Raw genomic sequence first — 26,011 nt, 5'->3', positions numbered from 1 at the left:
ATGCCAGCCGTTACTTTTATGGTCGTTGAAAATATCGCCCTCATTCAGCGACCAGATAAAATACAATCCGTTATTACCATAAGCTACAATTATATTAATATTAGATAATCAACAATGCGCATGCTGACAATAATACGCAAAGGTTTACTATAGACCTGTCTTTTTTAAGCAGGAAAGTAAAATGAAAAATACAAAAGGGTTGATGATTATTGCCCTTGCTTTCACCCTGGCATCATGTGCTTCCATTCCTGAGAATATCAAAGGTAATAATCAACCCGATATCCAAAAAAACTTTATCTCCGTGCATAACCAGCCCGGTTTATATACCGGTCAACAGGCTCGCTTTGGTGGTAAAGTCATCAATGTGATTAACACCAAAAATGATACGTTGCTGGAAATCGCCGTTTTGCCACTGAACGACTCTGCTAAGCCACAAATAGACGCGAGCTATCAGGGACGTATTCTTGCCCAGCAGAAAGGTTTCCTCGATCCGGTAAACTACAGAAACCATTTCGTGACCATTTTGGGAACAATTCAAGGAGATGAGTCAGGATTCATCAACAAAGTCCCGTACAACTTTGTTAAAGTTGATTTACAAGGAATCCAGGTTTGGCATTTAACTGAGTCTGTCAACACCACCTATAACATGTGGGATTATGGTTACGGCGCATTCTGGCCTGAGCCGATGTGGGGAGCGCCTTACTACGCCAATACAGTCACTCAGGTAACTCCGGAGCTAGTGAAATAATCCCAGAGGTAAGATGGCGCGACTATATTCCGGAGTCAGGTGTTGGCAAACAACCCTTCTCATCACCCCGCGTTTATCTTATTGCGCCATCCTGCTTCATGAGATCCTTCGCTTAACATGCATTCTTCCTGTTACATATAATTTTTAACCGCTAATTTGTTAGCGAAGAAATGGGCTTTACCCTTCTCATGCCTGACCATCTTTTGTTATTTACCGACAACTCCCCCACCCTGCATGCAATAAAAGAACATTTGTGTTTACACATTATTCAGGGATTACTATGAACAGAAAATACTTACTGTTGATACCATTATTCTTTAGCAGCGTCATCATCACCGCCTGCGATAATAAACCTGCAGTAAAAACCGCCATGGAGCCCGAGGTCGGCGTTGTTACCTTAGCGCCCTCCTCAGTAAATATTAAAAGTGAACTTCCGGGTCGCGCGCTCGCGTTCGAGATCGCCGAAATCCGTCCTCAGGTTGGAGGGATCATCATAAAACGCAACTTTGTTGAAGGCGATAAAGTCAGCAAAGGAGAATCACTGTATCAAATTGATCCTGCCCCGCTGCAGGCACGACTGGACTCAGCCAAAGGCGCGTTGGCAAAGGCACAGGCTACCGCCAATAATGTTCGTCTGACACTCAATCGGCAGTCAGCGTTAATAAAATCTAATTACGTCAGCCGCCAGGACTATGACACGACGCGTTCACAGCTTAATGAAGCGCAAGCCAATGTTGCCGTCGCTAAAGCGGATCTTGAACAAGCCACCATCAATCTTCGATACGCCAATGTTACCTCGCCCATTGATGGCATTAGCGGCAAATCTTCCGTGACCGTGGGTGCCCTGGTTACTGCCAATCAGGAAAACGCGCTGGTCACCGTTCAGAGATTAGATCCGATTTATGTTGATTTAACCCAGTCAGTACAGGACTTCTTACGCCTGAAAGAAGAGAAAGCCAACGGCCAAATCGCCCAGCAACAATGCAAAATTCCGGTTGAGCTAATGCTGGAAAACGGCAAGCCCTATCGCCATACCGGTACGCTTGAGTTTTCCGATCCCGCTGTTGATGAGACCACCGGTTCGGTAACCCTGCGCGCCGTATTTCCCAATCCTGAAGGTGAAATTTTACCCGGTATGTATGTCACGGCGTTGCTGGATGAAGGTAGTCAACAAAACGTGTTGATGGTCCCCCAGCAAGGAATTACGCATAACGAGCAAGGAAAAGCCACCGCGCTGATCCTTGACCAGGAAAACGTAGTGCAACTGCGTGAAATAAACGCAGTGAAGGCCGTTGGTAATCAATGGTTAGTGACCGCGGGATTACATCCTGGCGATCGGGTCATTGTGTCCGGATTACAAAGAATTCGTCCGGGAATCAAAGCCCGGGTCCTCCCTTCAAAACTGAACACACCTGACACGGTAGCTGAACAGTAATATTTCAGGCATTAAGGACACTTTCTTCATGGCCAACTTTTTTATTGAGCGCCCGGTTTTCGCCTGGGTGCTCGCTATTATCATGATGTTTACGGGCGGTATCGCGATAATGAACCTGCCTGTCGCCCAATATCCACAAATTGCGCCCCCAACCATTACCATCAGCGCTGCCTACCCAGGGGCTGACGCAAAGACCGTTGAAGACTCCGTCACCCAGGTGATTGAACAGAATATGAATGGTCTTGATGGCCTGATGTATATGTCATCCACCAGCGATGCGGCAGGTAATGCCTCGATTATCCTGACCTTCAAAACGGGTACGTCACCCGATATTGCGCAGGTTCAGGTACAGAATAAACTGCAGCTGGCGATGCCTTCCTTGCCACAGGAAGTACAACAGCAAGGGATCAGCGTTGATAAATCCAGCAGCAATATCTTAATGGTTGCCGGTTTTATCTCTGATAATAACAGCCTGAGCCAATATGATATTGCCGACTATGTAGCCTCGAACATTAAAGATCCGCTAAGCCGCACTGCCGGGGTGGGGAGCGTACAGTTATTCGGTTCGCAATACGCCATGCGCATCTGGTTGGATCCACAAAAGCTCGACAAGTATAACCTCACTCCCGAGGACGTCATTACCCAGCTCAAAGTGCAGAATAATCAGATATCTGGCGGGCAGTTGGGGGGTATGCCTCAGTCAGCCGATCAGCAGTTAAATGCGTCGATAATCGTCCAGACGCGTCTGCAAACGACCGATGAATTTGGCAAGATCTTCCTTAAAGTTCAGCAAGATGGTTCTCAGGTTCTGCTGCGCGATGTCGCGCGCATTGAGCTGGGTGCGGAAAATTATGCAACGGTTGCACGTTACAACGGCAAACCCGCCGCCGGGATTGCGATTAAACTTGCCGCTGGTGCCAATGCCCTGGCAACGTCCCAGGCGGTCAAACAAGAGCTGAACAGATTATCGGCCTGGTTTCCGGCCAGTATGAAAACCGTTTATCCCTATGACACCACGCCGTTTATCGAGATTTCGATTCAGGGTGTTTTTCATACTTTGATCGAGGCAATCATTCTGGTATTCCTCGTCATGTATCTGTTTTTGCAGAGTTTCCGTGCGACGCTTATCCCCACTATCGCCGTTCCGGTGGTTATCCTCGGAACCTTTGCAATACTCGACGTCGCCGGTTTTTCAATTAACACGCTCACGATGTTTGGCATGGTGCTGGCGATAGGGCTGTTGGTCGATGATGCCATCGTGGTGGTTGAGAACGTAGAACGTATTATTGCTGAAGAGCACTTGTCTCCAAAAGCGGCAACGCATAAAGCAATGGGCCAGCTCCAGAGGGCGCTGGTTGGTATTGCCGTCGTGTTATCCGCCGTATTTATGCCGATGGCGTTTATGAGCGGGGCAACGGGTGAAATTTTCCGTCAGTTTTCCATCACCTTAATCTCCTCCATGCTGCTGTCGGTATTTGTGGCAATGAGCCTGACACCTGCACTTTGCGCTATGTTGTTGAAATCCCACGAAGGAGAAAAGGAAAACACACATTTTCTGTTTACCCGTTTCAATCACTTCATGGAGAAATGCACTCAGCACTACACGGACAGCACCCGTAGACTGCTACGTCGCACAGGCCGTTATATGGTCGTCTATTTAGTCATTGGCGCGGGCATGATTATGCTGTTTTTACGCACTCCGACCTCGTTTCTGCCTGAAGAAGATCAGGGGGTATTCATGACCACGGCACAATTGCCTTCGGGTTCAACGATGGTGAACACCAGTAAAGTGCTCGGGGAAATAACCGACTACTACCTGACGAAAGAGCAGAAAAACGTTGCTTCTGTTTTCACCGTCGGCGGATTTGGTTTCAGCGGCCAGGGACAAAACAACGGTCTGGCGTTTATCAGCCTGAAGCCCTGGTCAGAACGTGTTGGCGAAGAAAACTCGGTTACCGCCATCATTCGCCGGGCAATGATGGCTTTAAGCACCATTAATAATGCCGTCGTTTATCCGTTCAATTTACCGGCGGTCGCAGAATTGGGCACCGCATCAGGGTTTGATATGGAGCTGCTGGATAACGGTAATCTTGGGCATGAAAAAATGATGCAGGCGCGCAACCAGCTTCTGGCTTTGGCCAACCAGTCCTCCGGTGAGGTCGACGGGGTGCGTCCGAACGGTCTGGAAGATACACCGATGTTCCGCATTCACGTCAACGCCAAAAAGGCTGAAGCTATGGGCGTTGCGTTATCGGATATTAATCAGACCATCTCCACCGCGTTTGGTAGTCGCTATGTCAATGATTTCCTGAACCAGGGGCGCGTAAAAAAAGTGTATGTCCAGGCCGATACGCCGTTCCGTATGTTGCCGGACAATATCAACCACTGGTACGTACGTAACGCCTCCGGTTCCATGACGCCGCTCTCCGCCTACTCATCCACCGAGTGGACCTACGGTTCTCCTCGCCTTGAACGCTACAACGGTCAACCCGCAATGGAAATTCTGGGCCAGCCGGTTGAAGGGAAAAGCAGCGGTGATGCGATGAAATTTATGGCATCGCTGATTAATAAACTGCCCGCAGGCGTCGGCTATGCCTGGACCGGTCTGTCTTATCAGGAGGCGCTATCCACAAACCAGGCACCAATGCTGTACGGCATTTCGCTGATCGTCGTGTTTCTGGCGCTGGCGGCACTGTATGAAAGCTGGTCGATCCCGTTCTCGGTGATGCTGGTTGTGCCAATCGGGGTGGTCGGCGCTTTACTGGCTACCGATCTGCGTGGCCTGAGCAATGATGTTTATTTCCAGGTCGGCCTGCTCACCACCATGGGGCTGTCGGCTAAAAACGCCATTCTGATCGTCGAGTTTGCCGTCGAGATTATGCAGAAAGAAGGGAAAACGCCGCTTGAGGCTGCGGTGGAAGCCGCGCAAATGCGCTTACGTCCAATTCTGATGACCTCACTGGCCTTCATCCTGGGGGTTATTCCACTGGCAATAAGCAACGGCGCGGGCTCTGGTGCGCAAAATGCCGTCGGTACGGGGGTTATCGGTGGGATGCTGGCCGCGACGGTACTGGCAATCTATTTTGTTCCAGTGTTCTTTGTCCTCGTTGAAAATACGTTAGCGCGATTTAAAGCTCGACGTTGATCCCCTGCCCTATCCCTGGGTTTAGATTATTAAATTCCCAGGGATGGGGCTTCGTTTGTCAGGTCTACGGTTATTAGCGGGCACGGCTATCCAGCGAGTTTCTCGTGGATAGCAGGGTAAGCATTACGCGGATTTTTTATAAGGAACGACTGAGGGTAGGAACAGAGGTTGTCAATTCTAACTAAAGCCAGGCTATCAAAACGGTTAATCAATAGTGCAGACCGGAACCTTTCAGATTTACAGCCAGTTCACCCAGTTTTGTATTCGGATGCTGATGGCACATTTTAACCATTTTCGGTACAGCTTCCGTTTCCACCTCATGCAGGGGAACATAATCATCGCCTTTAAAGTCAGAATTTTTATTAACAATCACAAAGGCAATTGCCGTCTTGTATTGCTGACTCATATCAACAAATTCTTTACAGGTCATATCTTGTGGCGCAGCTTCCGTTGCCTGAGTAGCCAAAGCACGGGTCATTGGTGCCATAACAGAGGTCACAAGAATAGCCGCAGAAACCATCATTTTAATATTCACTATGCGCTCCAGAGTTAGCATTAATTTTTATCGGCGAGCTTATCAGTTTTAACCAGCGTCGCATTTCTACGCAGACTGATAAAAGCTAAAGAACTAAAGATCATCTCGACACCAATAAAAATTGAGGTAAATACATACGATCTGTCGGGATCCATATTCAGCCATACGCCGGCAATAAGCAGGTCAAAAATACCAATAAAAATGTTCCATCCATAACCCGGACTACGGAACAGTTTGACCCCAGAGGCGATACGAAAAATCCCCCCCAGAATAAACAGGCAGCAAAATACCATTGCCAGTGAATTCATGCCTATCACAGGATTCACGAGGAAACAGTAACCCAGCAGTAACCACGCGATAGCAAAAAAGGCATAGGTAAATTTGGCTTTCAATTGCTTTTTACCTGAACTAAACAGGCTATAAATAGAATAGAAACCACATACCAGGAACATAAAACCGGTTGCATAGCTTAAATAAACACCTGCAGCAATCGGATAAATCAAGCAGCAGATGCCACAAATCAACATCAACACCGCCATAATCGTCGCGTGCTTTTTATAATGAACGAGTGTTTTTTCATTAAACGCTCTCAGGCTACGCTGATTAAAAACAAACATACATCCTCCGTTATATATAAACGCAATGTAACCTGTTGACACAAGAATTATTACTCACTCAACATATGTTACTTACAGTGGAATAATAAGACTTCCACTAAGGAAGCGTATATAAGAACAAGAGAATGTCGCTATGCGTATATTCCTACACATGTCAGACATCTGACACTTGTAGGATTAAACGGTCATTATTCTATCTTGGCTCTGATTCCTCTCTTTAACATTATTTAATATGCTTATTGCGTTTGGTGACATATACCAAATTTATTCAGGAGAAAGTAATGAAAAAGATTATTCTTGCGGGTGTGCTTGCAACCATGATGGGTTCAGCACCAGTGATGGCTGCTACTGCTACCACAACCACTCCGGCGCAAGCTGCTACCGCAAATGTACAAAAAGAAGCAGCCGATGTTATGCAGGTCGCAGTGCAAGGCGCAAATGCGATGCGTGATATTCAGCTTGCTCGTCTGGCCCTGTTTCATGGACAGCCTGACAGCGCTAAAAAATTAACCGATGACGCGGCTTCCCTGCTGGCAGGCGACAGCAAAGATTGGGCGAAATTTGTAAAAGCTGCGCCTAAAGCCAAGATGATTGACGATCAGTACGTGGTTATTAACGCTACGGTCGCGCTGTCAGAAGACTATATTGCGACTCCGGCCAAAGAATCCGCTATCAAAACAGCGAATGGCAAAATGGCCAAAGGCGACTGGAAAGGTGCAGTGGATACTCTGCAACTGGCTGGTATCAGCGTGCTTCAGACCCAATACCTGATGCCTCTGAATCAGACTCGTAAAGCCGTTGCCAGCGCGCAAAAACTGCTGACTTCCGGTAAATACTATGAAGCAAACCTTGTGTTAAAAGGCGCTGAAGATGGCATTGTGGTCGATAGCGAGATGATCGGCGCAGGCCAGTAGTACTCAGCACTACGGAGTGTTGAACCAGGACTTTCTCTCCTGATCGGGCAGCTACAGCTACCCGATCAGGGGGATTAATGGCTAATCAGACTGTCTATCTCAATCTCAATTTCCCGCATAACAGCAATAATTTTCTGCAATGCCTCCTCGCGTTCTGACAGAGAAAGATCGTCATGTCGTCTGGATTCGAAAGGTTCGCACAGGTTCTGTAGCGCAGTGATACCCAGAATTTGCGCCGAGCCATGCAACCGGTGAAGGGCTCGCAAAAACAGCTGAGGTTCATCTTGCAGAACGGCTTTCTCAGCCGCTTGTATATCATTCAGCGTTGCCTCGCGAAATGTCTCGAGAATCTCGTTCATCAGTGCGCGATCGCCGCCGGTATTTTCCGTCAACACATTGAATTTCAAATGCCGGATTGTACAAGGAGACGCATAACCGGTTTCGATTTTACTCAATTCATGGGTCAGTGTCTGAATCGACACAGGCTTGAACAGGCACAAGTTCATACCATTTTGCAGGCATCGATCGCGTGACTGTGGAAGTGCGCTGGCCGTCAGTCCCCATATTTGTAAATTCGGCTGTTGACGACGTAGCGAAGCCGCGAGATCAAACCCGTCTTTTTTCGGCATATTTACATCAGTTATCAGCAGATCGTACGATTTCTTCGCCAGTTTGGCTTCTGCTTCCTCCCCATCACACGCTTCATCCACGCTGTAGCCAATGGCATTCAACTGTCGCTTGAGCAGCAGGCGATTGGTTGGATTATCGTCAGCTATCAAAATAGACAGACACGGAAGCGGTAACAGAGTACCGGGCGCATCGCCATCCGATACAATCGACTGACGAGCCGTTTCAACCGGCAGCGTTATGGTAAACGTGGTTCCTTGCAACGGGACGCTCATCAACTCCAGCGTCCCACCCATCAACGTCACCAGTTCTTTGCAGATAAATAACCCCAGTCCAGAACCGGTTTGTTGACGCCCACAGCGCCCCTGAGCGTAACGCTGAAACAGCCCCGCCTGCTCATCTTCACTAATCCCGCAACCGGTGTCGCTAATGGCGATGGTCAGGGTACCGTGATTCTCCCCGTCAGGCGTCAAACGGGCCGTTACATGAATGCTGCCCTGCTCGGTAAACTTCAACGCATTACCCACCAGGTTGGTGAGAATTTGCCGCAAAGCCTGCTGATCGACAAATACCCGCTCGTTCGCCGGCAACTGGCTAACGCAGGCAAGCGTAATGCCTTTCTGTCTGGCTAAGGCATCGAAAGAGTGACACTGCAATTCAATGAGCTGCGAGAGATCCGTCCATTGAGGAACAACCTGGTATTTACCAGACTCAATCTTATCCACATCCAGAATCTTACCGATCAGTCCAAGCAATGACTGGGCCGTCGCCCCGGTAAGGGCAATCGCCTCTTTTCGCTGTGCCGGGCTGAGTTCTGAACTCGACAGTAATTCCACAAAGCCAACAATCGAACTTACCGGAGTACGTAATTCATGGCTCATACTCGCCAGAAAGCGACTTTTGGCCTTGGTTGCTTCAATCGCTTTATTCTTTTCGTTTTCCAGTTCTTGAGATAATGCTTCTTTGAGATGAAGCTGCTCTTCCAGTAGCCGCTGCGATTGTTTCCTTTTATTTACCTCACGGGAGAGTGAGATCCCCCAGATCAGGCTAATTGCTATCAGCAGCAGCGCGAATATCCCCAGTTGATAGAACTGTTTGCTATATCGACTCCAGAAATCGACCTGCGTATTGGAAATTTTCGACCACCTCTCCGTCATCTGCAAAATTTCACGTGGCGGTATGGCCTGTAGCGCTTTATCCATAACAGACTTCAACATCGGCTCGCGGGGAGAGATTGCAAAACTTACCGACGCACCAGGCATATCTGGAAGCCTAAAAAAGTGCATATTTTTCTGGTAGTAATGATCGACCATAAATCTTGCCGACAATTCGGTAGCGATTGCCGCATCAACGCTGCCCTCCTTGACCATGGCCATCGCAACACTGCCAGTATCCGCATTCACCCAGGTGGCCTGCGGATAGCGTTGCTTCAGCTCGCTTTCCAGCACATGCCCGGCAGGCAAAGCAATGCGTATCGGCTTCTCCAGTAGCGATTCGGCGGTTTCCTCACGGGAAGTGATCATCACAAATGCCACATTCATCAGCGGATCGCTAAAGGCCGAGTTGCTCGGGTTTTGATGAGTTAGCGTGATAGTGGGATACATATCCCACTGTTCGCCGCTTATTTGCTTTGTCTGCTCACTTTTGGAGCTAGCTAAAATGGGTTCAAAATCGAGCCCCGTTTGCAGATGAATAATATTCAGCAAATCACCAATAATACCGCGTAACTCACCACTGCGATCGACCAGCGTATAGGGCGAGTAATCTGGGTTGATTAAAATGCGGATAACATGCTTTTTCTTCAACCACGCTTTTTCCTGATCGGTGAAAGGAATAGGCGCATTCAGATAGGCAAGGTTGCCGCGGTTCAGCCAGTTCTGCATGACTTGCATATGAATTTCATTACTGATTGACGTAATGAAACCATCAAGAATATTTCTTAATACAGGCTGATCTTCGTTAACGACAAAATAATTATATTGTTCTTGCTTATCAAAGTAGTGCGTAATAACCAGTGATTGTGAGAAGTATCGAGAGATACAATGACTGCTGGTGATATTGTTACCAATATAATATTGGTTATCGCCATTCACTACCGACGCCATAGCCTGATACTCATCGTCATAAAATGAGACTTTAGCCTCAGGAAAAGCCCCCTGGATAACATCGAGAAAAGGGCAATCCCGCACACACGCGACGCTAACCTGATGGTTCGTGGTCAGCGGCAGCAGAGTGTTTTTTAGCGATGTTACAAGCGTCGGCCACGTGGTCAACAATGCCGAAGTACGCAACAAATTCCCGCCAACATCCTGGCGTCGGGACAGTTGGGTTATCAGCGTATCAACATCGTTATTGGCGAGCGCGGCCAGCGCCTCTTGCTCATTATCATACTGCTTTATAATGATTTTTAGATTGAGGTTCTTTTGCATTAACGCAAGGTAATCCGCGTTGACACCCCGATAATATTCACCGCTATTTTGATAAACAATGGGGGAGACTTCCGGTAACCAGGTGCCAACAACCAAGGTTTTTTTATGCGCTAACCAGTTTGTTTCTTCCCTGTTCAAGCCGATATTTTGCACTGAGGTATTATAGTTACTTTTTAGCTCAACTTGCCGAGCTGAGCTTACACCCGTAGACAACCCGATGGTAAAGATGACCATCAAAAAAATAAAAAAGCGTTCCAGCATTACTCTATCCTATTTTATTTCTCTGCGCATAATCATAAATTTCCATTAATGATGAACAATCTAATTTTTCCATCAACCGGCTTTTATAGGTACTTACCGTTTTATTACTGATATTCATTTTGCTGGCAATTGTGCTGTAATCCATGCCATTAAGGATATAACGCAATACTCTCATTTCCTGGTTCGACAACGTATCAAGCTTATCCTGCTCGCTGACGGATGAACCAGTAAAGTGCTCAAGGGAAAAGGGAAAATAGCTATAGCCATTTTTTGCTGCTTCAATTGCGGCAAGAATATTATTCATACCTTCTTTTTTACTCACAAATCCGTTAGCACCGTATTCGGCGCTACGTTTGCCGTAAAAAAATTCATTTTTGGCTGAAATGATAATGATTACACCAGCATAGTGCCGCTTTCTCAGCTGCTCCAGCACTTCGATGCCACTGATACCCGGAATATCCACATCGATAATCAACAGCTCCGGTTTGGTTTTTTCAACGGTTTGAACCACTTGATCTCCACTGTCGAGTTCGGTGGTCACAGCGATACCATTGGTATCGAGTAAGTTGCGGATGGCAATGCGAGCCAATGGGTGATCGTCAACGATTATCGCGTTCATTGCGTATAAGAATCCCGATAAATAAAGAGAGGCGATGGCTATAGAGCAGATGAGTACCGCTCGATGCCTTGGCTTTGTCATCGCGTCCTATTTCATCATTAAGACGAAACAGATCAACAAGTTAAATCTATATCCATCCATAAATGAAAGAACCACCTTGTTGCTGAGTTATATATTATCGCCATCTTTAACGCGGAGTGAACGGGAGGGATTACTGCTAAAATATGAAGCCAGTGGAATAATGGATGCTTATATCCGGCGAGGAAAGCTAGGATTTAATATTGGCAATAATGATTCCCTCACCTCGACTGAATATTCTGCATATCGTTGTAATTGCAGCAAATGCAGCGCATTCGCCAACGAGATATGTAACAAGGCCAAACCATTGAACAGCGAAGTATTAAACCATATGAGCATTTATACAGAATGCTTCCCTAAAAATAAGGTTTTTTACCCCTTTCCTGTTATAGATAAAAGAGATAACAAAACATCTCATTTTTGTAGTTTACAAAATCCTATACTGTTTTCCTTAGAGAAAACGATTAAAAGATCCTCTGCATTTCTATCAAACCGATTCCTGAGTTTCCACTAAGAGCCTAATGGGATAGGCTCTTAATCACTTATTTCCGTCATCCTTAATGTGGCTCTGGAACAACAGAGCCACAAGAGAGACATTAATCAGGCTTTACTGGGCAACGCTCCCACTGCGTGCGAGCTTTTGACTGTCAGCGTAACGACAGCTGAGCACAACAGTGCAGCAATCATAAAGATAAAGGCGCTGTTATAGCTTCCGCCACTACTTTGGATAAGCCAGCCGATGATAGGCGCTGATACAACCCCCGCCATCTGGCCGCCAAAGTTAACAATACCGGATGCCCGCCCCATGATGTTGCTCGGGATCGTATCCATCAGAATGCCCCAGAACGTCGCCATGGCAAAGAACATGAACAGGGCTGAGACACACTGATAAACCACCGCCATATCTGCACTGCTCACGCTGAAAGTCAGATACAGGAATCCCGCGGCAATAACAGAGGTTACAACATACAGCGTTTTACGCTGGGGTTTGAATTTGTCTGAGCAATAACCGCCTAATAATGTTCCGCCTGCCCCGAACAGGAAGGGAATGGATGCCATGACACCGGTCTTTGCCAGAGAAAACTCTCGTACGGTAATCAGATAGCTTGGTAGCCAGGTTGAAAAACCCCAGAAGGTGATATCAAACAAAAACCAGATGCTGGCCATTTGCCAGAGCACCGGCATTTTGAGTACGTCTTTAAACGCGATAGCACTGGTGTTTTGCAGGCTCCCCTGATCGTCAGCAGCCAGCTCAGCCAGGTCTTGCTGCGTAATGGCAGGGTGATCTTTCGGGTTGTCACGTGTAAATAAGTAGATACCTGCCGCGATAAACAGACCGGGAATACCCAGCACGATAAAAACCATGTGCCAGCCAAATGCCCCGATGATACTTGCCGCCACAACTACCGCCAGCGCTGGGCCTAAGGTGTTAACCGTTGACTGAATCGCCGTGGCGCGACCACGCTCTTTCGACGGGAAATAGGTTGATATCATCTTCCATGAGGCCGACGGGAAACATCCCTCACCGATACCAAAGAAGAATCGTACTGCTAACATCAGCGGCAGCGTCAGCACAGCGCCGGTTAAGCTGGTGAACACAGACCACCATGCAATACCAATGGCCATGATTTTGCGCGAGCCAAATTTATCCGCCAGTAATCCACCGGGAATTTGAAACGCAGCATAACCAATAAAAAAGGCGCTAATAATTAAACCTTGTTGAGTCGTATCAAGATTTAAATCTTTGCCAATATAAGGGAGCGAAACGCTCATCACCATTCTGTCGAGAAAAGAGAGCAGCCACGCCAGCCAGATCAGGGTCAGGACGGTATATCTTGCTTTCCAGGTCTTGGGTTTACCTGAAGGTAAAGACGTTTGTAGGTTCATTGTGATGTCCTTAGGGTGTAGTGATCTACCGCGGCCATAAATAGTCGCGATAGATCCATGCGTGTTTAGCGTTATTTATTAATATTGTTTTCTAATAACCGTACCGCTACAGGCATAACTTTCCGTGCCATTGATTAAGGCAATGCGCCCATTAACCATGACAATTTCAATCCCTTCCGGGTACTGATTGGGTTCCACAAAAGTGCCTTTATCCGTAATTGTGTTCGGATCGAACATCACAATATCCGCTGCATAACCCACCTTCAGCAGTCCGCGATCCTGCAAACCCAATACTTCAGCAGGTTTCCCCGTCATCTTGCGGATTGCCGCTTCCCAGCTCAGACATCCCTCTTCACGGACATATTTACCGAGTACGCGAGGGAATGCGCCAAACACGCGCGGGTGCGGTTTGCCAGCCCCCATTAAGCCGTCGGTACAGACGTTTTGCTCAGGTCGACAGAGAAACTTAATCACGTGCTCTTCGGTACCGTAGAAGTCGACCATCCCCACGGCGTTTTCCTCTTCAAAGAGCAGATCGAAGGTGGCGTTGTACGGATCTTTTCCGCGCAGCTCGCCCAACTGGACGAGGTTCAAACCGACAGCATCCTGATTTTTTGCCGTTTTCACGCTGGTGACAAAAATCTGGTCCAAGCCGGCAAAATCGATAAAGTTATCCCAGCCAGGAATACCCTGCTGAATATCATCAATCATTTTGGCGCGCAGTTCGGGCGAGGCGAGACGCTCAAGTAATTTGTCCGTACCGCCGGAGTGAACCCAGGGCGGCAGGATCACGCCAAGCATCGTACTGCCCGCCACATACGGATACTGGTCGAAAGAGATACGAATTCCCTCTTCCTGCGCCTGTTCCAGCATGCCCAGCATCTGGTCGATCAGCCCCCAGTTTTTCTTGCCGCAAACCTTCATATGCGAAATATGTAGCCAGACGCCAGTGGCTTTGGCGATATCAATCAGTTCCTGGGTTGAGTTGATAATATCGTCAGCTTCACTGCGCTGATGCACCACAAAGATCCCGTCATATTTCGCCGTGACCTTACACAGTTCAATCATTTCGGCAGTATCACCAAAGGCGCAAGGCATATAGATAAGTCCTGTGGAAAGTCCAAATGCCCCAGCCTTTAGCTCTCGCTCAAGGACTTCACACATCTTCGCCACATCTTCACGGGTCGAAGGACGCCCATCCAGACCCATCGCTTCCATGCGCACGTTGCCATGAGGAACTAAATACGCGAGGTTTGTCGCCGGATGACGTGATGCCAGCAGATTGAGATAACCGTCTGTATTTTTATACTTCCAGTCAATTTTGTCGGTGTCACCGTCCAGCCCGGCGATATTTTTACGCCAGGCTGGAATATATTCTTCAGGTAGCGGTGCTAAGGCGACGCCATCCTGGCCCAACAGTTCGGTGGTGATACCCTGACGAATTTTTGCCGACAGCGCGGGGTTAATAATGGCCGACAGGTCAGAGTGCGTATGGGTATCAATAAAGCCAGGGCAAATAATTTTTCCTGTTGCATCAATTACCTGTTCATTGATGCCAACCTCAATTTGACCGATTTCGACAATACGTCCTTCATCAACCATCACATCGGCAATTCTGCCTTCACTGCCCGTCCCATCGATTACATTTCCGTTTTTGAAAATGGTTTTCATCGTTATTCTCCATGGCGGTGCTGCTGAGCGACACCGCCTGTAAGGTAAGAGGTGGTTATCTTTATTTTTATTGGCGATAGAGTGTCTGGATGATGCTGTAATAGCCGCTGGCCGAGCCGGTTAACTGATCGATCTCGATATACTCGTCAATGGTGTGTGCCAGGTTTTCTCGTGAAGGACCGAAGCCGATGGTTTTGATTCCCGCTTCGCCCGCATAGTGGCTACCGTTGGTACAAAATGAGTACTGCGTAATGGTTGGATTAAAGCCAGCCTCGCGAACGCCCGCCAACGCTGCCTGCACGAATTCGTCTGACTCGTCGTACACCCAGCCAGGGAAGAAACGCTCTCCCTCAATCGTGGCGCCGGTATAGCAAGACTCCTGACCCACCGCGTAGGACACTCGGGCCTTAAACTGCGGATCCTGAGCAATAAGTTCGGCAAGCGCATTTTCCAACGGAGCAATCACGCTTTCTTTGGTTTCACCCACCAGCAAACGGCGATCGTAGGTTGCGCGACAGTAATCCGGTACCACCGAGGCTCCCGGGTACGGCGAAGATTTAATGTCGGTCAGTTCCAGAATGCCAGGCCCCAGAACCGGATGCGTTGGCGGCATGATCGTACGAATTTTGTCGATCAATTGCGCCATTTTGTACACCGCGTTAATCCCCGTCTGTGGGTTAGCGGAGTGCGCGGGCTTACCAAAGGTTTCGACCACAATCTCAGCGCGACCACGCTGACCAATTTTCAGGTTTAACTCGGAAGCTTCACCGATGATTACGTAGTCTGGCTTATAGCGCTCGCTGACCAGGCGGGCAGCAATACCTTCAAAACACTCTTCGTGCACAATGCACGCAACGTAGATTTTCCCGGCAAAATTTCGCTGATTGTCCTGACCGAAAAAGCCCACGGCGGAGATCATCGCCGCCACGGCGCCTTTCATGTCTGTTGTGCCGCGACCATAAATTTTGCCATCTTCAATATCGCCGCCGTATGGATTGCGGGACCACTTCTCTTCGTTCACCGGCACGGTATCGATATGTCCATCGAGAACCAGCGTTTTCCCCGGCTGGGTGCCGACAATGCCGCCAACAATGTTGCCGTACTTATCAACGTGGATGTCATCGAATTGGTAATGCTGCATCATTGTTTTTATGGCATTAACCACTTCCCCTTCCTGACCGGAATAACTTTTTTGTTGGATCAGCGCCTGACAGTTTTTAATGACTTCTTCAATGCGGTTTGCAGATAACATGGGTTTCTCCGTTATATCTCTCAATCAGGGAATTATTTGTTGATGCCCGGGTACTGACCGCCCCAGACAATATCCAGATATTGTTGCGGGTCGGTATCCCCTTCGGTGCTGACTAACAACACACGAGAGTGCGCATCCAGCCCCAGTTGCTCACGCGTTTGCGCCAGTTCAGGCGAGGTCATCAGCAGCGTCAGCAGACCGGTAGTAACCGCACCTGACTCACCCGAAATAATCTGTGGATCGCCTGCCAGCGGGTTGCCCAACATGCGCATGCCCAACGCTGCAACTTCATCAGGACAGGAGGCAAATGCGTTGGCATAATCGCGCAGCAGTTTCCAGCCGATACTGTTCGCCTCACCGCAGGCGAGACCGGCCATCACGGTTTGTAAATCACCGCCCACCGCAATGGCATCTCCCTCTTTCGAACGGGCTGAGCGGTAGAGGCAATCGGCAATTAACGCTTCGGCGACGATCACTTTCGGGCGATTCTCCCCCCAGGCTGCCGTCACCATTCCCTGAACCATTCCGGCAAACGAGCCGACGCCTGCCTGCACAAAAATGTGCGTCGGCGCAACCTGATGCAGCTGATCTATCGCCTCCAGCATTAGCGTGCCGTAGCCCTGCATAATCCACTGCGGGATCTTTTCGTATCCTTCCCACGCGGTATCCTGCACCACAATCCAGCCATACTTTTCGGCCTGTTCTGCGGTCATACGAACCGCATCGTCATAGTTCATATCGACGATCTCAGCGGTAGCGCCTTCGTTACGAATAGAGGTCAGACGTTGCTGCGAAGAGCCCTTCGGCATATACACCACGGCGTTTTGCTTCAGTTGGCGCGCCATCCATGCCACGCCGCGACCGTGGTTGCCATCAGTAGTGGTGGCAAACGTGACGGTTTGCAGATCGTGGCGTACCTCTTCGCTGGTCATCACGTCAAACGGCAGTTCGCTGATATCCTTACCAACTAATTCAGCGATATGGCACGCCATCGCATAGGAGCCACCCAGCGCTTTAAAGGCTTTCAGGCCAAAACGCTGAGATTCATCTTTGAGGTAGATATTTTTTACGCCCAGTTTTTGTGAAAGCGCCGGTAGCGTATACAGCGGCGTCGGCGCGTAACCCGGAATAGACCGATGAAAATTCAACGCTTTTACCAGTTCCTGGCGGCTAAACGGTGCCAACGGCGCGTTCGGATGTTCGGTAAACGGTGTCTGGTTAATAAAAAATGATAAGTTTTCCTGCATCATAAAACCTCATTGTCCTGGTATTTCATTCCCTGTAATCGGTGCAATACAGAGATATTTCCGTTATCGGTATTGGCAATAGAGCAAAATGCTTACCAGCTTTTTATTAACCGAGTAAATTCTTATGAATATTTTAATAAAGGCTTTAATTTCAATAAATTAAATAGAAATAAAAATTGACACCAAAAAATATCACTGCGTCAGTTTATCGCCTCATTTTGATAAATTCTCATTATTGATAAATAGTGTGATCGCTGAAGATAAAATAAGAAAAACATCCAAAAACAGCGTGATAGATTGATTTTTCGCAAATCATTTTTGCATTGCTTCGCCTATTTATCATTTTCCTTGAGAAATGCGACACACTGCCGGAGAAGTACCATGATTTCAGTACTCAGCAATATTCAGGATGATATATGCAATTATGCCGATGCTATTTCTGGCATAACGGGCACGGACGTTGAAATCATTGATGAATCTTTAATGCGCATCGCGGGTACCGGGAAATACCGGCATATGCTCAATGAGAACGTGGCCAAAAATGGCTACATCTATCGTCACGTATTGCAGGTGCGAGAAACGGTACTGATCAAAAATCCCGGCGAGCATCCGTTGTGTCAGTTATGTGAAAAACACCACTACTGTTCTGAAATGCTGGATTTGAACGCACCAATTTTTCTCAATAATCGCGTGATTGGCGTGATCGGGATTATTTGCTCAACCCAGGCACAGCGTGACACGTTACTGAGCCAGATTGATAAATTTGTCACCTTTATTGAGCAAATCGCCGTAATGATCTCCAGTAAGGTCTTTGAATGCCTGGAGCGTTTACGCGCGCAGGAAACGCTTGGCGCATTTCGGCGTCTGATCGATGCTATGGACCGCGGCGTGGTGGCGATTGATGGCAAGGGGCTTATCTGGCATGCCAATCATTCAGCCGATCGCATCCTCAACCGTGAGGTTCAGGGATTACCACTGACCATTGAAACAACCGGGGATAGCCTGTATGGCGATGAAGAAGCGTGGCTGACGCTTGAAGGTCAGAAACATCATGTACTGTGCAAACAAATTTCGCTCTCCTCACAGGATAACGATCGCTTAACCATGGTTATCTTTCGTGATGCACACGACTACCTGAGTAACCTTACTCCATCCCCTTATGAGTCCGACATGCAGGTGCGACTGATTGGTCACTCACCCTCAATGGAGCAACTCAGAAGCACCATCGGTAAAATCGCCAACAGTTACGCCAGCGTGCTCATCACCGGGGAAAGTGGTTCGGGGAAGGAGGTCGTGGCTTTTGCCATTCACCAAAGCAGTCCACGTAAAGCCGCGCCTTTCGTGACAATCAACTGCGCGGCTATCCCCGAACAACTGCTGGAAAGCGAACTGTTTGGTTATGTTCGTGGCGCATTCAGCGGGGCCGATCCCAAAGGACGAATGGGAAAATTTGAACTGGCCAACGGCGGCAGCCTGTTTCTGGATGAGATTGGCGATATGCCGTTGCACCTGCAGGCCAAGCTGCTCAGGGTCTTGCAGGAAAAGGCGATCACCCGCGTTGGCTCTAATAACACCATCAATATTGATGTGCGCATTATTGCCGCGACCAACAAAAACATTAATGCGATGGTGGAGAATAATCAGTTTCGCGAAGATCTTTTCTATCGCCTAAACGTGGTCCCTCTGGTACTTCCTTCCCTGCGTGAACGCCGGGCTGATATCGCGGTCCTCGCACAGTATTTTGCCGATGAGTTCTCGGTCAGTTACCAGCGACCACCGCAAAAACTGCCTGATGACGTTATTAACCGCCTTTATGCCTGGCACTGGCCGGGCAACATTCGTGAATTACGCAACGTGATCGAATACATTTTTGTGATGCGCGGAGAAGCCGCCGGGATCAACGCCAGCCATCTTCCCCCTTACCTGCTCAGCGCCGCTGACGGTAGGAAAACGACGATGACCGCGCAACCCCGTCAGCTTGCCAGCAAAGGAAAACAGGCGGAAAGGGAAGCTATCGAAAACGTCATCCAGCGATTCGGCTCAAGCGTTGAGGGGAAAAAACAAGCCGCGACAGAACTGGGGATCAGCATTGCCACGCTCTATAGAAAAATAAAACTGTACGGTTTGTGAGCCTCCCCCTCTTAACGAAGAGGCTCACGTAAAACCATACTGTGCAACCGAGTGCGTTACAGGGCCGATTGATTTCGATGCTGCTCGAAATAGCGTCTGGCCTTGTCGTCAGCTTCTTTCAGGGCTGTCGGATTCAGGTTCTTCTGCGCGATATCCAGTCCATTTTGTGCATCAGAATTCCCATTAGCAAAGGCCACCGCACTCCAGATATACGCCTGAGCATAATCCTGAGTTACCCCTTTGCCTTCAAGGTACATGGTTCCCAGCATCCCCTGAGCTTCCGCATTTCCCTTTCTTGCGGCCTGTTCAAACCACTCAGCGGCTTTTTTATCATCCTGAGCGACGCCATTACCTTCTAAATACATCAAGCCAAGATCTTTCTGCGAGCCTGCATCTCCCTGGGCCGCGGCTTTATCCAGCCACTCCACCGCTTTTTTACTGTCCTGGACCGTTCCCTCTCCTTTTGCGTACATCATGCCAAGCATGCCCTGGGCCAGCATATCCCCTTGAAGAGCAGCCTGATTAAACAGCTCAAACGCTTTTTTGTGGTCCTGAGCCACGCCAACCCCCTCGCCAAGGTAATACATCGCGCCGAGCATGCTCTGGCCCAGCGCGTCCCCTTTGCTGGCGGACTGTTTAAACAGCGCGAAAGCTTTGTCAGTATCCAGACCGACACCATCACCTTCAAAGTACTTTCTGCCCAGTAATCCCTGCGCTTTGGCATCCCCTCGTTCAGCCGCTTTACTCAATGACTTAACGGTGTTGTAGCCCTCTAATAGCGACGCCTTACTTTCAAGGAAACGCTTTGCGTCAGGATTGCCCTTCTCAACCGCACGATGGAGCCACTCAATGGCATGATAGTTTCCGCGCTCGGCAGCAATGCTTAACCACTCGACGGCCTGCTTATTGCCTTTTCCGACTTCGTTGTCAAACCACTCAATGACCTTACCGTCATACCAGCGCGCGCCCTCACCATCAAAGTAGACTAAGGCGAGCAGATAACGCGCATCGAGATTGCCCTGCTCAGCCGCACGTGTCAGCCATTCAACAGCTTTCTTGTCATTCTGCTGCACGCCCTTACCTTCGAAATACAGCACACCGAGATAGTATTGGGCATCGACATTCCCCTGGGCCGCCGCTTTGCTAAACCATTCGGCCGCTTTCTTGTCATCTTTCAGGCCGCCTTTGCCCTCGTAGTACATCAGTGCAAGCAGATGCTGGGCACTCGCATTACCCTGCTCAGCCGATTTGGTCAGCCACTCGCTGCCTTTACTGAAATTCTGCTCTACCTCTTTCCCTTTTAAGTACACGGTTGCAAGCACAAACTGCGCCTGCGCATCCCCCGCCTCAGCACCCTGCTGTAAAACAGCCACAGGTTCTTTATTCCACTCTTTTGCTTGTCCCTGTGAAGATCCCGCACCCCACAATATTCCGATAAAAGTGAAGGCGAGGAGAGGCCGAATGTTCATAAAACGTAATCCTTGTTAAGAAAAGGCACATAATGGAGATGCTCCAACGGCAAGCCAACTCATTTAACTGCGATTGTGATCCGTGTCGGAACTATCAGATATTAACTGGGAAATGTGCAAAATATAATTCTTTGATTATGCAGGTGATCCTTAGTGAATAATGCACAACAAAAAGGCCATGTTAATAACATGGCCTTTCGTCTGGACATGGCGTTGAACCTTAATCAAACACACCATTAATAACAGCAGTGACAATCGCCGTGCTCAGTGCAATCAGCACCAGATTATCGCCAATAACCTGCCATTCATAGCCCGGGTAATACGGAAGTTGATTCAACATTGATGGCGGAACGCTCTTCCTGGCGATCCCCGGAGGAAGCGGTTTTCCTCGCGCCAGATTTTTGGCAATACCTGGAGGCAGTGACTTATAGCCCGTTAGACCGTATCTGACGGCATACTGCCTGGCCACGTTATAACTGATGTCACTATCGACATGGTCCGGCTTACCATAATTTTTACGCTGTTCAGATTGTGCGTTATTTTTTTGGTCCGCGTGTCCTTTCTGGCTATGACCACTATTCCCCTTGTTCCCGCTATTACCATGATTGCCACTATTACCATTTCCGTTGCCATTGCCGGGGTTAGCCAACACAGGAGTGGCACACATCGTCATCGCAGCAACGGCAACTACCGCCGCGGCTAAAGTTCGAAGCCTGGACATGATGATTCCTTAAGCTGTGGATACAAATAAAAATGTACGGTATTCGCTGAATACTGGCTATCGCTTCAACTCCGATTTATGGGCAAATAAACGATGTTGCTTTGCCATGGGCTCCCCAGATTGAGCGTTTTTGAGATTACAGCTCGCCATTCCCGCTATCTCAGATCGGCAAGCGACAGGCACAGGATCTGAGTTTTTGGGAATAACTTCGCGAAAATGGAGAGAAAACGACGTTTTTTTTCGGTTAAGCTATGTTCATGCTTTGGCGTTACCCCATGGCCGGAATCACTATCCAGGAACCCAACCATAATGGCAAAAAGTACCCCGCAGCTGCCGCTCGACCCCCATATGTGTCGCAGCTATGAGAAAAAGTCGCGAAGTCCGCTGGCGCTCTATTCCGAGTATCAGCGTATGGATGTCGAACTGCGGGCGCCGCTGGCCATGACCTACAGCCACTGGCATGGCCAGGTTGAGGTGAACGTGCCATTTGATGGTGATGTGGAGTATCTCTTTAATGACGAAGTGGTGAAGAGCAAACAGGGTTTTATCACCTTGTTCTGGGCCTGTACTCCCCATCAACTCACGGATGCCGGACACTGTAAACAGATGGCCATCTTCAACTTACCGATGCATCTGTTTTTATCCTGGCCGCTGGACAGGGAGCTGATTAATCACGTGACCCACGGGATGGTGATTACTTCGTTGGCTTCACAGCAGCTGAGCGCGTTTGAAGTACAGCGTTGGCAGAATGAACTCAATAGCGATAACGAACAAATTCGCCAGTTAGCCATTGATGAAATCGCGCTAATGCTCAAGCGCTTTAGCCTCGCTGGCTGGCGGCCAGTACTGGGTAACAAAACGTCGCGCACCCAGAAAAACAGTATTTCACGGCATTCACAGTTTTACGTCAGCCAGATGCTGGAGTTTATTGCCGCCAACTGCGACAAACAGCTTACGGTTGATGCTATTGCCGAACACGTTAAGCTCAATCCCAATTATGCGATGGGTATTTTTCACCGGGTGATGCAACTGACGATGAAACAGTATATTACCGCGATGCGCATCAACCATGTGCGGGCTTTACTCAGCGATACGGATAAAACAATTCTGGATATCGCTACAATTGCAGGTTTTCGCTCCAGCAGTCGATTTTACAGCTCGTTCCATAAATACGTCGGCATGCCACCACAGCAGTATCGCAAATTGAGTCAACAACGCCGACATCATTCACCTTATGCCGAGGGGTAATTTATTCACCAAACTTTCTTTACCTTACTACTAAAATATAAGCACCAGAATAGCAGGTCAAAAAAGATAATCTGCAGCAGTTAATAAAATAGGGTTCAGCCATGAGCTCTGGCAACTATGTTGCTCAGACATGAGTGACCTGTAGCAGGTATTTATTTGACGTGTTCAACCATTAATGATTGGGATGAAATTATGGAATTAAATAACTGTACCGCCAACAACAGAAAGCCATTGTCTTTCTTTTGGTCAGTTTTACCCATGGTAGTCATGCTGGGCGGGATTAGCATCGGATATTTTATCTTCAATATTCGTGCTGAACCCATGATCCTGATGGGAACGGCAGCCGCCTCGTTTATCGCCATCGCTCACGGCTACACGTGGGATGACATTCTACAATCTATTTGCAATAAAATATCTGAAGCGCTGCCGGTCATATTAATCGTCGCCAGTATCGGTTTCTTAATTGGCGCATGGATGGTGTCAGGCACTATTCCAATGATGATTTATTATGGTTTGAAGTGGATTAACCCGCAGTATTTCTATATTTCGGCATTTATGCTGGGGGCACTAATCTCAGTATGCACCGGTACCTCCTGGGGTTCTATCGGGACCGTTGGTATTGCCATGATTGGCGTAGCGATTGGTCTGAATGTCTCGCTGCCCATTGCCGCTGGTGCCATTGTTTCAGGCTGCTGGTTTGGTGATAAGCTCTCACCGGTTTCTGATTCAACCAACATGGCTGCACTGGCTGCCGGGGTAAACCTGTACTCGCATATCGGCCACCTGCTGTGGACTACCGGCCCGGGTTTTATTATTTGCTGCGTCGTTTACAGCTATATGGGCATGGGCATTGATGCTTCGTCCAGCGCGCCAGAAAACATTACCAACTTGATGAATTCTATTGGTCAGATTTATCACTTTAATATTCTGCTGCTACTCCCGCCGATCATCGTTTTATATGGCTCACTGTCAAAAAGACCGCCCATTCCGATGCTCTTTTTATCTACGATAGTCTCAATGATTTTAGCGTTAGTCTTTCAGCAATTTACGGCATCCTCTGTCGGCGAATCCGTGGTCAGTGGCTTTAAGCTCGCAATGCTTACCGGAGATAATCTGCCGACACTGTCTTCCGATGTTTCCCGCTTACTGGAGCGAGGCGGCGCTATTTCAATGTTTAGCAGCTTCGTTACCGTTTTCAGCGCCTTCAGCTTTGCCGGGGCAATGAGTGCGACAGGCTCTCTGCACACCGTGATAAACGCGCTGACAAAAGGCGTTAAATCCACATTCCGCCTGGTGGCTACCACGATTGTGACGACATTTACCATCTGTGCCTGCACGGCAAATGGAACCTTACCGTTGCTGCTGTGCGGTGATGCCTTTAAAGAGGAGTACAAAAAACGAGGTCTTGCGGCAAAAAACCTCTCGCGAACCACTGAAGATGCCGGAACCGTTGTCGAACCGATTATCCCCTGGTCTGCCTCAGGCGTTTATTGCGCCACTATGCTGGGCGTTGCCACGCTTGATTACTTGCCCTGGGCAATCCTCTGTTACAGCGGTGTCATCTTTGCCCTACTGTGGGCGGCAACCGGTATTGGCATTGCTAAATATGAGCCCAATGAAGCCACTGAGAATATGGTTGAGCAAAAATCATAAACGACTAAATAGCTAAATATTCGCTATCACCAGGGTAAATTAAACATATCCATTAGATATACATAACATTCTTCGCTTTTGCGTTGCTTACACTATTTTCAGAGACTTTCCAGGAGTCAACAATGTCTTTGTTTGATGATATTGTCACAAGGGATGTTAATTGTCGCAAATACGGGCAATTACAACAGATGTACGGTACCACCGATGTATTACCGCTGTGGATTGCAGATATGGATTTTGCGACACCAGAGCCAATCATGAGCACGCTGCGTTCGGTGGTGTCACAGCCTGTGCAAGGCTATAACCTGGATTATCCACAATGGAAAGAATCTGTTATTCATTGGTATGCACAACAGTATGATGCCGATATCAAGGCACACTGGTTACATTTTATTCCCGGTGTTATAAAAACTATCGTACTCTCTTTAATGGCGCTTACCCGTCCAGGCGATAATATTTTAACCTGTACGCCAATCTATGATCCCTATCCTAATCTGGTAAACACCAGCGGTAGGAATTTGATTCAGACGCGCCTCATTGAGAAAAACGGGCACTATGAATTTGACTGGCATGATTTCAGCGAGAAACTCAAGCAGTGCAAAATGTTTTTGTTCCCTTCACCGCATAATCCAGGTGGAATGGTGTGGTCGCGGGAAACGTTGGAAAAAATAAGCCACTATTGCCAGCAGGCAGGCGTCATCATTCTGTCTGATGAAGTGCATAGTGATTTAACCCTGCCAGGAAAGCGCCATTTGCCGTTTTTTACTGTTGATGAAGCACCAGATAGTCGGTCAATCGTGCTTACTTCCATCAGCAAGACCTTCAATACGGCGGCGATCCAGGGCGGAATCGCCATTATTAAGAATGATGAATTACGCCATCAGTTCTACCACTTTCTGGATAACTGCTACCTTGCCGAGACGCATTCATTGCAGCAGGCGGCCATTTATAGCGCTTTTACCCATTGCGCCGACTGGCACCAGAAATTATTGGCCTATCTGGCCGACAATGTAGCGTTTGTGAAAAGTGAAATTGAAAAGCACTGTCCTTTGATCTCAATAGTGTATGGCGGCGCGTCGTATCTGTTATTTCTGAATGCGGAAAAAATGGATCTCAGCGATGAGCAGCTAAGCGCTTTTTTTGTGCATGACGCCAGGCTTGGCCTGTCACCTGGGGCGCAATACGGTCCCGGTGGAGAGGCGCACATGAGACTCAACGTTGGCTGCCCGCGCCCGGTACTGGTAGACGCGATGAACAGGCTAAAAGCGGCATACCAGAAATGGCAGAACGCATAGCGTACATCACACGATTTGCCCTGCCACGGT

The 26,011-nt window shown here is 48.3% G+C and carries 18 protein-coding genes; 8 read left to right on the top strand and 10 right to left on the bottom strand.

Annotation, left to right across the window (positions count from 1 at the left end):
* Positions 1-181 precede the first annotated feature (181 nt).
* The 3 genes from GHC22_RS05820 (at position 182) to GHC22_RS05810 (ending at position 5,328) form a co-directional block, all read left to right on the top strand.
* Complete coding sequence (locus GHC22_RS05820) at positions 182-748, top strand: Slp family lipoprotein (protein ID WP_003826090.1); 567 nt, start codon at positions 182-184, stop codon at positions 746-748.
* A 280-nt stretch (positions 749-1,028) separates the two neighbouring features.
* A complete protein-coding gene (locus tag GHC22_RS05815) occupies positions 1,029-2,183 on the top strand; it encodes an efflux RND transporter periplasmic adaptor subunit (protein ID WP_153752432.1) in 1,155 nt (384 codons plus the stop codon).
* 28 nt (positions 2,184-2,211) lie between these two features.
* Positions 2,212-5,328 (top strand): efflux RND transporter permease subunit, encoded by a 3,117-nt coding sequence (locus GHC22_RS05810; RefSeq protein WP_079934250.1) that lies wholly within the window; start codon positions 2,212-2,214, stop codon positions 5,326-5,328.
* A gap of 208 nt (positions 5,329-5,536) precedes the next feature.
* Here the strand turns inward: GHC22_RS05810 and GHC22_RS05805 are convergent, their stop codons facing one another.
* Positions 5,537-5,884, bottom strand: a complete 348-nt coding sequence (locus GHC22_RS05805; protein WP_020996283.1) for an HdeA/HdeB family chaperone — start codon at positions 5,882-5,884, stop codon at positions 5,537-5,539.
* A complete protein-coding gene (locus GHC22_RS05800; RefSeq protein WP_003826082.1) occupies positions 5,884-6,480 on the bottom strand; it encodes a DUF308 domain-containing protein in 597 nt (198 codons plus the stop codon). Before GHC22_RS05800 ends, GHC22_RS05805 begins: the two co-directional genes overlap by 1 nt.
* A gap of 281 nt (positions 6,481-6,761) precedes the next feature.
* Between GHC22_RS05800 and GHC22_RS05795 the strand changes: the two genes are divergently transcribed.
* Positions 6,762-7,394, top strand: a complete 633-nt coding sequence (locus GHC22_RS05795) for a YfdX family protein (protein ID WP_003826081.1) — start codon at positions 6,762-6,764, stop codon at positions 7,392-7,394.
* 74 nt (positions 7,395-7,468) lie between these two features.
* Here GHC22_RS05795 and GHC22_RS05790 read toward each other — a convergent pair whose 3' ends face one another.
* From GHC22_RS05790 to dpaL, 6 genes are all read right to left on the bottom strand, one after another.
* A complete protein-coding gene (locus GHC22_RS05790; RefSeq protein WP_153752430.1) occupies positions 7,469-10,711 on the bottom strand; it encodes a transporter substrate-binding domain-containing protein in 3,243 nt (1,080 codons plus the stop codon).
* Between the two features lie 4 nt (positions 10,712-10,715).
* The gene (evgA, locus tag GHC22_RS05785) at positions 10,716-11,330 is read right to left on the bottom strand and encodes an acid-sensing system DNA-binding response regulator EvgA (RefSeq protein WP_008785570.1); all 615 of its coding nucleotides are present in this window, start codon (positions 11,328-11,330) and stop codon (positions 10,716-10,718) included.
* Positions 11,331-12,008: 678 nt separating this feature from the next.
* On the bottom strand, positions 12,009-13,295 hold the full coding sequence (locus GHC22_RS05780) for an MFS transporter (RefSeq protein ID WP_153752428.1): 1,287 nt from the start codon (positions 13,293-13,295) through the stop codon (positions 12,009-12,011).
* A gap of 78 nt (positions 13,296-13,373) precedes the next feature.
* Positions 13,374-14,966 carry an amidohydrolase family protein gene (locus GHC22_RS05775; RefSeq protein ID WP_008785573.1) on the bottom strand — a complete coding sequence of 531 codons (1,593 nt, stop codon included), beginning with the start codon at positions 14,964-14,966 and terminating at the stop codon, positions 13,374-13,376.
* A 67-nt stretch (positions 14,967-15,033) separates the two neighbouring features.
* The gene (locus GHC22_RS05770; RefSeq protein WP_153752426.1) at positions 15,034-16,218 is read right to left on the bottom strand and encodes a YgeY family selenium metabolism-linked hydrolase; all 1,185 of its coding nucleotides are present in this window, start codon (positions 16,216-16,218) and stop codon (positions 15,034-15,036) included.
* Positions 16,219-16,250: 32 nt separating this feature from the next.
* Complete coding sequence (gene dpaL, locus GHC22_RS05765) at positions 16,251-17,465, bottom strand: diaminopropionate ammonia-lyase (protein WP_153753957.1); 1,215 nt, start codon at positions 17,463-17,465, stop codon at positions 16,251-16,253.
* Positions 17,466-17,846: 381 nt separating this feature from the next.
* Between dpaL and GHC22_RS05760 the strand changes: the two genes are divergently transcribed.
* Positions 17,847-19,595 (top strand): sigma-54-dependent Fis family transcriptional regulator, encoded by a 1,749-nt coding sequence (locus tag GHC22_RS05760; protein ID WP_100272000.1) that lies wholly within the window; start codon positions 17,847-17,849, stop codon positions 19,593-19,595.
* A gap of 56 nt (positions 19,596-19,651) precedes the next feature.
* On the opposite strand, the gene GHC22_RS05755 is transcribed toward GHC22_RS05760, so the two are convergent.
* The gene (locus tag GHC22_RS05755; protein ID WP_153752424.1) at positions 19,652-21,064 is read right to left on the bottom strand and encodes a tetratricopeptide repeat protein; all 1,413 of its coding nucleotides are present in this window, start codon (positions 21,062-21,064) and stop codon (positions 19,652-19,654) included.
* A 220-nt stretch (positions 21,065-21,284) separates the two neighbouring features.
* A complete protein-coding gene (locus GHC22_RS05750; RefSeq protein WP_048215725.1) occupies positions 21,285-21,785 on the bottom strand; it encodes an anti-virulence regulator CigR family protein in 501 nt (166 codons plus the stop codon).
* A gap of 309 nt (positions 21,786-22,094) precedes the next feature.
* On the opposite strand from GHC22_RS05750, the gene melR reads away from it, so the two are divergent.
* The 3 genes from melR to GHC22_RS05735 all read left to right on the top strand — a co-directional run bounded on the left by melR (position 22,095) and on the right by GHC22_RS05735 (position 25,981).
* The gene (gene melR, locus GHC22_RS05745; RefSeq protein ID WP_003826064.1) at positions 22,095-23,033 is read left to right on the top strand and encodes a transcriptional regulator MelR; all 939 of its coding nucleotides are present in this window, start codon (positions 22,095-22,097) and stop codon (positions 23,031-23,033) included.
* Between the two features lie 192 nt (positions 23,034-23,225).
* A complete protein-coding gene (gene nhaC / locus GHC22_RS05740) occupies positions 23,226-24,686 on the top strand; it encodes a Na+/H+ antiporter NhaC (RefSeq protein WP_103285663.1) in 1,461 nt (486 codons plus the stop codon).
* Positions 24,687-24,808: 122 nt separating this feature from the next.
* Positions 24,809-25,981: a MalY/PatB family protein gene (locus GHC22_RS05735; RefSeq protein ID WP_111465188.1), complete on the top strand. Its 1,173-nt coding sequence runs from the start codon at positions 24,809-24,811 to the stop codon at positions 25,979-25,981.
* Positions 25,982-26,011: the final 30 nt, after the last annotated feature.

Origin of the sequence: Citrobacter sp. H12-3-2, assembly GCF_009649895.1 — a bacterium.
Classification (GTDB): domain Bacteria; phylum Pseudomonadota; class Gammaproteobacteria; order Enterobacterales; family Enterobacteriaceae; genus Citrobacter; species Citrobacter portucalensis.
The sequence above is the reverse complement of the archived record's forward strand: the minus strand, read 5'-3'. Positions and strand labels throughout refer to the sequence as shown.